The sequence below is a fragment of the Gemella haemolysans genome, from assembly GCF_001553035.1.
Classification (GTDB): Bacteria; Bacillota; Bacilli; order Staphylococcales; family Gemellaceae; genus Gemella; species Gemella haemolysans_B.
Genome location: NZ_KQ959929.1, coordinates 1 through 12,790, shown reverse-complemented (window position 1 = coordinate 12,790; position 12,790 = coordinate 1). Strand labels below are relative to the sequence as shown.

General features: G+C 31.2%; 13 protein-coding genes. 3 read left to right on the top strand and 10 right to left on the bottom strand.

Annotation, left to right across the window (positions count from 1 at the left end):
- Positions 1-7: 7 nt before the first annotated feature.
- The 7 genes from map to HMPREF3186_RS01970 all read right to left on the bottom strand — a co-directional run bounded on the left by map (position 8) and on the right by HMPREF3186_RS01970 (position 6,662).
- A complete protein-coding gene (gene map / locus HMPREF3186_RS02000; RefSeq protein ID WP_060913699.1) occupies positions 8-769 on the bottom strand; it encodes a type I methionyl aminopeptidase in 762 nt (253 codons plus the stop codon).
- A gap of 11 nt (positions 770-780) precedes the next feature.
- Positions 781-1,548: a TIGR01457 family HAD-type hydrolase gene (locus HMPREF3186_RS01995; RefSeq protein ID WP_060913698.1), complete on the bottom strand. Its 768-nt coding sequence runs from the start codon at positions 1,546-1,548 to the stop codon at positions 781-783.
- Positions 1,549-1,688: 140 nt separating this feature from the next.
- On the bottom strand, positions 1,689-2,465 hold the full coding sequence (locus tag HMPREF3186_RS01990) for a phosphotransferase family protein (RefSeq protein WP_060913697.1): 777 nt from the start codon (positions 2,463-2,465) through the stop codon (positions 1,689-1,691).
- Positions 2,466-2,691: 226 nt separating this feature from the next.
- Positions 2,692-4,092, bottom strand: a complete 1,401-nt coding sequence (gene pepV / locus HMPREF3186_RS01985; RefSeq protein WP_060913696.1) for a dipeptidase PepV — start codon at positions 4,090-4,092, stop codon at positions 2,692-2,694.
- A gap of 14 nt (positions 4,093-4,106) precedes the next feature.
- Entirely contained in the window at positions 4,107-4,814 is a 708-nt protein-coding gene (locus tag HMPREF3186_RS01980) for a pseudouridine synthase (protein WP_084812632.1), read from the bottom strand.
- Positions 4,815-4,819: 5 nt separating this feature from the next.
- The gene (locus HMPREF3186_RS01975; protein WP_231724141.1) at positions 4,820-6,445 is read right to left on the bottom strand and encodes a putative polysaccharide biosynthesis protein; all 1,626 of its coding nucleotides are present in this window, start codon (positions 6,443-6,445) and stop codon (positions 4,820-4,822) included.
- Between the two features lie 34 nt (positions 6,446-6,479).
- A complete protein-coding gene (locus HMPREF3186_RS01970) occupies positions 6,480-6,662 on the bottom strand; it encodes a hypothetical protein (RefSeq protein WP_060913693.1) in 183 nt (60 codons plus the stop codon).
- 222 nt (positions 6,663-6,884) lie between these two features.
- Between HMPREF3186_RS01970 and HMPREF3186_RS01965 the strand changes: the two genes are divergently transcribed.
- Entirely contained in the window at positions 6,885-7,268 is a 384-nt protein-coding gene (locus HMPREF3186_RS01965; RefSeq protein ID WP_060913692.1) for a MerR family transcriptional regulator, read from the top strand.
- A 44-nt stretch (positions 7,269-7,312) separates the two neighbouring features.
- Positions 7,313-8,650, top strand: coding sequence for a type I glutamate--ammonia ligase (glnA, locus tag HMPREF3186_RS01960; RefSeq protein WP_060913691.1), 1,338 nt, complete (start codon positions 7,313-7,315; stop codon positions 8,648-8,650).
- A gap of 94 nt (positions 8,651-8,744) precedes the next feature.
- On the opposite strand, the gene trxA is transcribed toward glnA, so the two are convergent.
- The 3 genes from trxA to HMPREF3186_RS01945 all read right to left on the bottom strand — a co-directional run bounded on the left by trxA (position 8,745) and on the right by HMPREF3186_RS01945 (position 11,022).
- Entirely contained in the window at positions 8,745-9,050 is a 306-nt protein-coding gene (trxA, locus tag HMPREF3186_RS01955; RefSeq protein WP_060913690.1) for a thioredoxin, read from the bottom strand.
- An 83-nt stretch (positions 9,051-9,133) separates the two neighbouring features.
- On the bottom strand, positions 9,134-10,738 hold the full coding sequence (groL, locus tag HMPREF3186_RS01950; RefSeq protein WP_060913689.1) for a chaperonin GroEL: 1,605 nt from the start codon (positions 10,736-10,738) through the stop codon (positions 9,134-9,136).
- Positions 10,739-10,746: 8 nt separating this feature from the next.
- On the bottom strand, positions 10,747-11,022 hold the full coding sequence (locus HMPREF3186_RS01945) for a co-chaperone GroES (RefSeq protein ID WP_060913688.1): 276 nt from the start codon (positions 11,020-11,022) through the stop codon (positions 10,747-10,749).
- Positions 11,023-11,358: 336 nt separating this feature from the next.
- Between HMPREF3186_RS01945 and HMPREF3186_RS01935 the strand changes: the two genes are divergently transcribed.
- Positions 11,359-12,720 carry an NAD(P)/FAD-dependent oxidoreductase gene (locus tag HMPREF3186_RS01935; RefSeq protein WP_197415008.1) on the top strand — a complete coding sequence of 454 codons (1,362 nt, stop codon included), beginning with the start codon at positions 11,359-11,361 and terminating at the stop codon, positions 12,718-12,720.
- The last annotated feature ends 70 nt before the right edge of the window (positions 12,721-12,790 follow it).

The following is a 12,790-nucleotide window of genomic DNA, read 5'->3' as shown; positions in this document are numbered from 1 at the left end:
TAAAAAATTAATCAATTTTAGTCAGTATTAATGGTTCAGCATTCTCTCTCACTACAATTGTGTGTTCATATTGAGCAATATAAGAACCATCATTTGCAACTAATTCCCACTCATCTCTATCTGAATTTCCTACAGTTTTTGCTTTAGTAGATACGAAAGGCTCTACTGCTAAACACATACCATCTTTTAAGATTAAATTATCCCATGGATCAAAATAATTAAACACATGTTGTGGTTCTTGGTGTAATGAAGTTCCGATTCCATGACCCGTTAAGTTTTCGATTACTTCTAATTTATGTTCTTTTATTTTTTTATGAACATGTTTACCAATTTGGTTAATTTTTCTTCCTGCTACAGCATGTTTAATTCCTTCATAAAATGCTTCTTTAGCTACTTCACATACTTTTTCTTTCATTGGATCATCTACTTTACCTACAACAAAAGAAATACCTGTATCAGCATAATAACCATCCTTACAACCAGATACATCAATATTAAGAAGATCACCATCTTTTAGTATTTTTGTACTAGAAGGTATTCCGTGCGCTGCTTGATAGTTTAATGAAATACATGTATATCCTGGAAAATCGTATTCAGTAATTGGTGCAGATTTTGCACCATATTTTTCAAATAATTCTTTAGCTGTATTATCTAGTTCTTTTGTTGAAACACCAGGTACTGCTTTCTTAACCATTTCATCGCGAATAGTAGCGCAGATGAAACCTATTTCTTTCATTTTTTGTAATTGTTCTTCTGTTTTAATAATCATGATTTCTCCTTTTATTTAACTAGTTCGAATAAATTTTTAATAGAATAAGTCGGTTTATGCTCTTTAGTTTCTAGATCTTCTAAACTTGTAACACCTGTTTGAACATGAATTGTATCTATACTACCATTAATACCAGACATAATATCTGTATCATAGTTGTCCCCAACCATTACAATTTCATCTTTGCTGTAACTAAATAGATTCATAGCACTTTCCATGATAATTTTGCTAGGCTTACCTATAAATGTAGCTGGTGTAGAAGTTGCATACTCTAGATACTTTACTTGTCCCCCGTTACTTGGTACAAAGCCATTTGCTGTTGGTAACAAAGCGTCTGGATTAGTACCAATCAGTTCTGCACCGTTTAATACAGCTTTAGCCGCAGTTGCAAGTTTATCATAAGTAAGTTGTCTATCAAGACCAACTACAACTGCATCAACATCTTCCTCATTTTCTCTTTGAGTGAATGAATTTAAAGTATTCTTAAGCCCTGCTTCACCGATTACATATAAATTTTTATATCCTTTACCTTCAAGATAAATTTTAGTAGCATCACTTGATGTAAATACGTGTTCTTCTGATGTCTCAATATCAAATTTCTTTAAGTGTTCTGCCACATCTTTAGGTTGTCTAGTTGAATTATTAGTTAAAAATAAATAATCTATATTATTTGTATTTAGATAATCAACAAACTCCTTTGCATATTTTATCTTTTTATCACCATTATAAATAGTACCATCTAGGTCTATTAGATATAATTTATATTGTTTTATACTCATTCTATCTCTCCATTAATTTCATTTATCATAATATATTCAAATATTAGTTTCTTCTATAAGAATAAATTACGCAACTATTTCTATTTTACACCGATTATAAAAAAAATAAAAGCATTAATTAGGATTTTCCTACTTAATGCTTATATATAATCATTAAAAATACTATTTAAAAAGACTAGCCACGAGTTCATTTCCGATAGTTGTTTCTTCTCATGATACCAAACTATCATTATGACAGATTGTAAAGTTATATACCATTTTAGTCTATTTCTATATTTTATTGTCGGTTCTTGTCCATAAATTTTTAGCCATTCATTCCATTCATTTTGCGGAATATATCGATATAATACAAATGAAATATCAATAGCAGGATCACAAAGTATAGAGTGTTCCCAGTCTACTAAAAATAACTTACCTTGATCTGAAAGTAACCAGTTATCTTTATGTAAATCCGTGTGACAAGGTGTATATTCTACATCGTCATCTGGCAAACACTTCTCTAAATAATTTAGTGCATTGACAATATTACTATTTTTCCTAAGGTCATCAGCAATAATCGATTTTAAATTACAAAGTGATCTAGCTGCTGTTTCTTCAGCATAACCTTGAGCCTTCATAATTTTTTTTAGTTTTGATGATCCGTGCACTTTTTTCAAAATTTCAGGTATACGTTTATCCGTCATATCTTCCGTATTTAACGTTCTACCATTTTCAAAATCTTGCGCGATTAATACATCTCCATTACTAATACGCTTAGTCCATCTTAATCTAGGTACAATACCTTCTGCAGAAAGAGTTGCTATCATCGGAGTAGTATTTTTTTTAATAAAGTAACGTTGATTATCTCTCGAACAAAAATAATCATCGTTATATGTATCATCTAAAGTCCAGCCCATCTGATAATATTCTTTAGACATATTTTATACTGCTCCTTTCTTCAATCTCTTTTTAAAAATTATAATGCACTATATATTTTACATTCTTTAATCATTTTTTTCAAGATGCTATTTTTTAACTAAAATTAAAAATCTCAAAGATATTATAATTTACATATACAAAAATTTGAATTAATATCTTTGAGATTGCTTATTATCTTATTTTTTACAAAATAAACATTATATAAAATAAATATTTTTATAAAATTTATTGTTCACAACAAAGTTTATAAATTCCTTCTGCATAGATTGCAGTAGCTAATAATAAATCTTCAACTTCTAAATATTCATTTGCTTGGTGCATAGTATCTTCCTTACCTGGGAAAAGTAATCCAAATGCAACACCTTTTTTAAGGCAACGTGCATATGTTCCTCCACCTAATACAAATGCATCATTTTTAGTATCCCCTGTATGTTTTCTATACACATCCATTAATGTTGTAACTAATTCATCATCTTTTGGTACATAGTGAGCTTCTTTAGTACTTGTTACTTCAATATCTATATTATCTACCTTAATCCCATTCAATCTATCAACTAAATCAAATTTCTTAGGATGACGACAGTCCGTTGAAACTAACCCAATTTTTCTTTCTAAATCATACTCTAAAATTCCATAGTTATATGTAGCTTCTCCCATTTCATCATCAGAGTAATTAATTCCTAATTTTTCACCAAATGGATCATTAGCAAGTTTTTCTACTATATAATCTACAAAGTTTTTACCGTTGTTATCTAATCCTAATGTACTTAAAAATTCTGCTAATTTTGTTGCACCGTTAATACCATATTGCGGTGTTGAACCGTGTGCAGCTTTCCCTTTAAGTGTAAGTTTAATTGTATTCCCTACCTCAACTTCACCTTCAAGTTTTTCTTGCGCTAAGAAGTTTTCAAATTTTTCTTTGATATCTGATGCTTCACCTTCTAATTCAGCTTTTGCACTAGCTACAACCATATTAAGAACTTGTCCACCGTTAAACTTAACAAGTTTATAATTATATTGTCCATCTTCATCAACGAATTTCAATTTATGATCAAAAGTTGCTCTTGCTTTTTCAGCATACACTAATGGGAACATTGCATCTGGCGTAAATCCAGAAGCTGGCTGTTCTTCGTGTTTAAAGTACGCTTCAACACATCTAAATCCAGTTTCTTCATCGCTTCCAACAATCACCCTTACTCGTTTATTCCATTTTACACCTAGTTTATCTAGAAGTTTAACAGCATAGTAAGCTGCCATTGTAGGTCCTTTATCATCTAATGATCCACGAGCAAATATTTTACCATCTCTTATTTCTGGTTTAAATGGATGACTAGTCCAGTCAGCTTCTACTACCGGTACTACATCGACATGTCCAAGGATACCAAATAATTCTTCTCCTTGTCCCACTTCAATGTGCCCTGCTTTATTTTCTACTAATTTAGTTTTGTAACCATCACGCTTACCAAAAGATAAAATTAAATCCAATGCTTCTCTTGGTCCACTTCCAAATGGAGTTTCCTCAGTTATATCTGTTCCTAAAATTGAACGTACACTTAATAATTCAAATAAATCTTTAAGTAGGTCCTCTTTATGATTTAGAACCTCTTGTTTAAAATCAATAGTCATAATATTTTCCTCCGTTATTTAGTTAATTTATTTAATTCATCATCTGTTAAATATCTATACTCGCCTAATTTTAGATTCTCATCTAATTTCAAACTCCCTATAGACAATCTTTTTAAATATGTTACTGTTGCTCCAAGAGACTTCATCATTCTTTTAACTTGATGAAATTTCCCCTCGGTAATGAATATATTTGCTTTACTATTTCCTTCACTACTATCTAATATTTCTAAACGCGCAGGTTTACACCTATACCCATCTTCTAAAATCACACCCTCTTTTATAATTTTGAGATGTTCATTCTTTAGTTCTCCACTTACCTCAACATAGTATTTTTTCTCTACATCTTTCTTAGGGGAGATGAGTTTATGAGCCAACTCACCATCGTTTGTAAGTAACATTAGTCCTTCAGTATCTTTATCAAGTCTACCGACAGGAAAAACTTTGTAAATACGGTCTTCATCTCTTAATATATCCACAACAGTTCTTTCAATCGCATCTTCCGTTGCTGAAACCGTATCTTTAGGCTTATTCATCATTATATAAACATATTTTTGATACACTAGCCTATTCCCATTTACAATTACCTGATCCTTAAATTCATCAATCTTATAATCAGGAGTCTTTATTAACTTATCGTTAATTAATATTCCCTTTTTAATAACTTTTTTCGCTTCTGCTCTACTTAATGTCGTAGTTGTACTAATAAATTTATCTAGCCTCACTATGCTTATCTCCTTAACCTTCTTAAAGATGAAATTCTAATCTTTCTTCCAAATAAATATTCATCGAATTTCATCATAGTTATACTGAAGAAATAGATAACAATACCAAAGATTGCACAAATCATAATTAGTATCATACTTGAAATTTTTGATTCAATTACAAAGTTTGTAAGTATTGACTCATATATTGCTGCAACAGTAATAAACATAATGAAACAACTACTTAATATTATTGAAAATCTAGAAACAAATTCAAATATTCTAAGCCTAACTTCTGTATTAATAATAACTAAATTAATTAGTATCATCACAAGATAAGTTGTAATTGAAGATAGAATTACACCATTTGTCTCAAAATTCGTTACAAATGGGGTAATCGTTAAATACTTAACAATTAATCCTACAACAATAGCAACTAGGTTTAACAATTGCTTATTAACAGCTTGCATTATTATACTAGTTAAACTATAAATCGAATAAAGTACAGCCAGTGGTAAATAAAACCTCAATAAATTTGCATTTTCTAAACTTCTACTGTAAAAAGTAGAATATATTGGATCGGCTAATACATACATACCTACCAATGCTGGTAGCACGATCATCATTAAAGATAAAATAACTTTATTAATTTGACTACTAACAGTAATTCTATCACCTTGTGCAAATAATCTAGTAATTGAAGGTAAAAATGTACTAGAAAATGCCGGGGCAATTGCCACAGCAATCATAACTACTTTATTAACAAGTTGTAATGCTGAGAATCTTCCATCTACAATATCTGCTTTACCTATTTTCGTCATTCCATGAATAAAATTATGTTGGTCTATAATATTTAGAATTGGGAATAATCCTACAATGAAAATAAATGGAATTGAAACTGAAAAGAATTCTTTTACTAATGCAGTATTTGAAACATCCAATTGTACTTCATCTTCTTCTATATTAAAATCAAGATTTTTTCTATTTTTAGAATAAAAAAAGAAAAGTGTAATTAAAGAAAAAACAGCTCCTACCGCTGCTGCAAATGTTGCACTAACATTTCCTTCAACTACTCCATATCCTAAAACTCTCATAATGAAATATGTTGCTCCTAGCATAAAAGCAATACGTGCCACTTGTTCAATAAATTGGCTTAAAGCCGAAGGTAGCATAATTTCATGACCTTGGAATAATCCTCTAATTCCTGATGATACTAAAACTAGCGGAATACCAAAACTCAAGCTTTTTAGAACTAATGCCCCATCTTGAGGAGTAAATTTTTGTTGATTACTTATTAAAATTTGATCTGATATATATCCAGAACCAAAAAATAATATACAAAAACCTACAATTCCCATTACTACCAATAACCAAGATCCTAGCTTATAAATTCTTCTACTAACACTATATGCACCTAATGCATTGTATTTAGCTACTAATTTCGCTATTGCTAGTGGTGTTCCTGCACCAGAAATCTCTAGTATAGTTGCATAATAACTATATCCATAGTTGAATAAAGCCATTTGTTCCTCTCCACCAATTATCTGATAAAAAGGTATTAGATATACCGCTCCTAAAATCTTTGTTAAGATTAAACTTAAACTAAGTATCGCAGTCCCTTTAAACAAGGAATCTTTTTTCAAATTTTTCACATCCAAACTAATATTTAATTGTTAATATATATTTTTATAAGTATAAATACTGATAGCAGTACACTAATGCAGCAACTAGACTGTATGCAGCTATCAATTTCAATACTTTATCCATACGTCTTTTTTTTATTTTTTTATTTGCCACTAAGACTATATATGAACCTAATAGTAATACAAATGTTATAATAAAAACTACAACAGATAAAAATATCGCCATACTATCATCCTTTCTTTTTTATATAACTTTATTTTATCATGATTTAGAAAAATTTTAAACACACTTTAAGATTTAATTATAAAAAAATTACTTATATCATCCCAAATTAATTTTTTATGTTAGATTTTATAACATACTCTTTATTTTGTTATCTATTTTTGTTATTATACTTAATAGATATAAAATTTTTATTTCACAACAATTAATTAGAGAGGTGTTATTATGGGGTTTAAAGAACTACAAAAAAATCTTCCCGTTTTTTCAATAAGTGTAGTAACAAAAATTACACAACTTACTGCAAGACAAATAAGATATTATGAAGAAAAAAAACTTTTTACACCAAAACGCACTGAAGGTAATACTAGGCTATTTTCATTTAATGACATCGATAAACTGCTAACAATTAAAGACCTTCTAACAAAGGGCTTTAGTTTAAAAGCTATAGATGAAATTATTAACGAAAAAGAAGTTCCTGCTGAGACAACTCAAATTAGACAAATTATCCATAACGATATATTCGCAGGGCCAAATGGTTTACCTAGAGAACGCTCAATTGGACGTGGTGATTTATCTAGATTTTATAACAACAAAAAGAATAAATTTTAGTGTTAGATTTTTTACGATAATTTTCTACAAAATAAGGAGACAACATGACTAAAACTATTACTAGAGAAGAAATAATTAAAAGAATTAAAGATGAAAACGTTAAGTATATTCGATTACAATTTACTGACATTACTGGAACAATTAAAAATGTAGAAGTACCAGTTAGTCAAATTGAAAAAGTATTAGACAATAAAATGATGTTTGATGGTTCATCAATTGAAGGTTTTGTACGAATTGAAGAAAGTGATATGTATCTTTACCCTGATTTAAATACATTCTTAGTATTTTCTTGGGATAGCGAATACGGTAAAGTAGCTCGTTTCATCTGTGACGTTTACACTGTAGATGGAAAACCTTTTGCTGGCGATCCTCGTGGTAATTTAAAAAGAACACTTGAAAGAATGAAAAAATTAGGATTCGATACATTAAACCTTGGACCTGAACCAGAATTTTTCTTATTCAGACTTAAAGAAAATGGTGAACCAAGTTTAGAATTAAACGATAACGGTGGTTACTTCGATCTTGCTCCTGTAGATTTAGGAGAAAACGTACGCCGTGACATCGTTCTTGAACTTGAACGCCTAGGATTTGATATTGAAGCAAGTCACCACGAAGTTGCTCCAGGTCAACACGAAATTGACTTTAAATACGATGATGTAATTTCAGCTTGCGATAACATTCAAACATTTAAATTAATTGTAAAAACTATTGCTAGAAAACACGGTTTACACGCAACATTTATGCCAAAACCAATTTTTGGTATTAACGGATCTGGAATGCACTGTAACGTTTCTATGTTTAGTAACGGGGAAAACAGTTTTTATGATGAAAACAGCGAAAATGGGTTAAGTGAAGTAGCATCACACTTCATCGCAGGAGTTCTTAAACACTCTCGTAGTTTCACTGCTGTATGTAATCCAACAGTTAACTCATATAAACGTTTAGTACCTGGTTATGAAGCACCTTGCTATGTTGCATGGTCTACTTCAAATCGTTCACCTCTAGTTCGTATTCCAGCTGCTCGTGGAAAATCTACACGTGTAGAAGTTAGATCAGTAGATCCAGCTGCAAATCCATACTTAGCAATGACAACTATCTTAGCGGCAGGTTTAGATGGAATTGAAAATAAACTAGTTCCAGCACCTGAAGTTAGAAGTAATATTTATGTTATGACTCGTGAAGAAAGAATAGCAAACGGTATAGATGAATTACCTTCAACACTATATACAGCACTAAAAGAATTATCAACTTCACCTATTATGAAAGATGCATTAGGAGATCACATCTTCTATAACTTTATAGAAGCAAAATCAATCGAATGGGATTCATTCAGAACTCAAGTTACCGATTGGGAAATTGATCAATATTTAAAAAATTATTAATTAAATAAAACAAGGAATAGCTTAACATCGAGCTATTTCTTGTTTTCTCTTTACAAAAAAAGCTACAGAATATTAATTCCGTAGCTTTTTTCTATTAGAATTTAGATAGTAATTCTACTAATGCTTCTTTCGGTTGGTATCCAGTTTTTTCTTCTAGTACTTCACCATTTTTCATTATTAATAGTGTAGGAATTGACATAATTCCAAATTCACCAGCAGCTTCTTGATTTTCATCTACATTAACTTTGTAGAATTCGATGTTTGAAAATTCGCTAGCAACTTCTTCTAATACTGGTGCTAACATTTTACATGGACCACACCATGGTGCCCAAAAGTCAAATACTTTTACACTATCAGTTTTTGATAATTCAAAAAATTCTTTATCTGTTATTTCTCTCATTTTTTCTGTCTCCTTTAATACTTATGAATTTATTTTATAATATCATAGCCAATTATTCAAATTATTTGTTTTGGCTATTATTTTTACATCATTGGCATTTGTGGCTGCATTGGTTCATCCTTTGAAACATCGGCTACAACAGCTTCTGTTGATAAGAATAAACTTGATACACTCGCAGCATTTTGTAATGCCGAACGCGTAACTTTCGTTGGATCAACTATTCCAGCTTTTATCATGTCAACCCACTCTTCAGTAGCGGCATTAAATCCATACCCTACTTCAACCTCTTTAAGCTTCGCTACAATAACACTGCTTTCTAATCCAGCATTTTCTGCAATTTGACGAACAGGAGCTTCTAAAGCTTTTTTAATAATATTAATTCCAGTTTGTTCATCACCTGTTGCTTCTAATTTCTCAACTTCAGAAATTACTTGAACTAGCGCTGTTCCTCCACCAGGAACAATACCTTCTTCTACAGCAGCTCTAGTAGAATTTAAAGCATCTTCAATTCTAAGTTTTCTTTCTTTTAGTTCAGTCTCTGTAGCAGCACCAACTTTAATTACTGCTACTCCACCTGATAACTTCGCTAATCTTTCTTGTAATTTCTCACGGTCGAATTCAGAACTTGATTCTGCATATAATGCTTTAATTTGTTGTGTTCTGCTTTCAATCTTTTCTTTATCACCTTTACCACCAACAATAACAGTGTTATCTTTAGTAACATTTACTTTAGCAGCTTTTCCAAGCATTGTTATATTAGCATCTTTTAATTCTAAACCTAAATCATCAGTAATCAAGGTACCACCTGTTAATATAGCGATATCTTCTAAGATTGCTTTTCTTCTTTCTCCAAATCCTGGAGCTTTTACTGCAACAACATTAAATGTACCACGTAATTTATTTACAACAAGTGTCGCAACAGCTTCCTGTTCAACATCATCTGCAATAATCAACAATGGTTTTGCTGCAGCCACTACTTCTTCTAATACCGGTAAGATTTCTTGAACTGCACTAATTTTTTTATCAGTGACAAGAACATATGGATTATCCAAGTCAGCAACCATTTTTTCTGTATCACTTACCATGTATGGAGATAAATATCCTCTATCAAATTGCATTCCTTCTACTACTTCTAAAGTTGTATCAAGCGCTTGTGATTCTTCAATTGTTATAACGCCATCATTACCAACTTTATCCATAGCTTCAGATATGAATTTTCCGATTTCTTCATCAGCTGCAGAAATAGCACCTACTTGAGCAATTTTATCTTTAGAATCTACCGTTACGCTGATTTCACGAAGACGTTCCACAGCTACTTTAACTGCTCTTTCCATACCTTTTCTGATACCAATTGGATTAGCACCACTTGTAACATTTTTCAATCCTTCAGTTATCATAGCCTGCGCAAGAATTGTTGCAGTCGTAGTTCCATCACCTGCGATTTCATTTGTTTTATTTGCAACTTCCGCTACTAATTTTGCTCCCATATTTTCATATGGGTCTTCTAATTCTATTTCTTTAGCAATTGATACTCCATCATTTGTAATTAAAGGAGAACCAAATTTCCTATCTAAAACTACGTTTCTACCTTTAGGTCCTAATGTAATTTTAACAGCATTTGCTAACTTGTCTACACCAACTTTCATCGATTGGCGAGCATCTTCTGAAAATTTCAATTCTTTAACCATATTTCCTCCTAATCTTCAATAACAGCTAGAACTTCTTCTTCATTTACTAAATAGTACTCTTCATTTTTAAAATTAACTTTTTTATAATTATCTGAAAATACTACTTTACTTCCTTCAGAAAGTTCTCCGTCATTATCTTTTGATAATAAACAGCTTTCTCCTAAAGCAACTACAATCGCAATATTTGAAGTATCTTCTTTTGAAGCTAAAAGTATTCCACTAGTTGTTGCTTTTTCTTCCTCTACTTTTTTTAATAATACATTATCAAATAATGGTTTAATCATATTAATAACCTCTTAAAAATTTTTTCTGTATTTTTCTTTGTCTACTGAAATATATAATAAAACAAAAGTCAAAAAAAGTCAAATCAAAATAATTATTTGCTCGTGAATTATACGAACAATACTATTCAACATGTTAAATATATAACATAAATCAATATACTTACATATATAATAATACAAATAATAAAGCGGTAACAAAGCGTTATTTATAGTTTTTATTAAGCATATTATTTTTATATTATAGCAATATATGTTATAATTTTATCTGTATAATTTTATAATAGTAATTATACGGAGAGAATTCAAAAATTAAAATTTTTATTAGGAGGAAAACAAATGAAATATGTAGTTGTTGGAACATCACACTTCGGATACGAAGCTGTTCAAACTATTTTAAAAAACGAGCCTAATGCTGAAATTCATTTATATGAAAGAGGCGCTGGGGCTTCATTTATGGGTTGAGGTAGCCAATCTTATTTAGATGGGACATCTAAAGCGTTATCTGAACTACACTTTGCAACAGAGGAATCTTACCGTTCTCAAGGTATTAACATTCACTGTAACAGCGATGTTGTAGGATTAAATTCAAAAGAAAAATACGTTGTTGTTAAAACAGCAGCTGGTGAAGAAAAACAAAGTTACGATAAATTATTATTAAGTCCTGGTGGAGCAGCAATTAAACCTCCATTCGAAGGAATTGAACTAGAAAACATCCACACTTTTCGTGGACCAGAAGATACTCAAGCTGTATACGACTGTATGCAAAACAGTAAAAAAGCAGTTGTAGTTGGTGGTGGATACATCGGGCTTGAAGTAGCAGAATCTTATGCTAAACACGGTATCGACGTAACTGTTGTTGACTTTGCTCCAAGAATCTTAAACACTTACCTAGACCAAGAACTTACTGATATTCTTACTGAAGAAGGTGCTAAACACAACCTTAAAGTTCGTGGTGGAGAAAAAGTTCTTTCATTCAAAGGTGAAAATGGAAAAGTTACAGCTGTAGTAACAGACAAAGGTGAATACGAAGCAGATACAGTAATCGTTTCTGTTGGTGTTCGTCCAGATGCATCTTGGTTAAATGACGAATTAGAAATGACAGAACGCGGTTTTGTTGTTACTAACGAATACTTAGAAACATCTGCAAAAGATGTTTACGCAGGAGGAGATTCAACTCTTCTTCCATACGCTCCAACTCGTGGAGAATTACCAATAGCTCTTGCTACTTTAGCTCGCCGTCAAGGTGTTGTTGCTGCATTAAACGCTATGGGTACTAAAACTAAAATGCCTGCAGTAAACGGTACTTCTGCATTATCATTCTTTGATTACAAATTCGTAAGTACTGGATTATCTCAAAACGGTGTAGGTCTATATGATGGTAAAGTGGCTTCTAAATATGTAGAAGAAAGAATTTACCCAGACTTCATGAGAAAAGAAAACAACTTAGTTCACATGAAAATTTACTATGATGAAGATACTCACAGAGTTCTAGGAGCTCAATTTATGTCTAAACATGACGTATCTAGTGCTATCGCAGCTTTATCTATAGCTATCGCATCAGACTGGACATTAGAACAATTGGCACTTGCCGATATATTCTTCCAACCAGAATTTGACCGTCCATGGCACTTCATTAACGTACTTGCTATGGCTGCTCTTGACTACAAACTTGGTGGAGCAGACAAATTACTATTCTAGTAAATTGATAAAAAGTTCGCAGAAAAATTTCTGCGAACTTTTCAGATTGTTGACAAAACGACCAAAATAT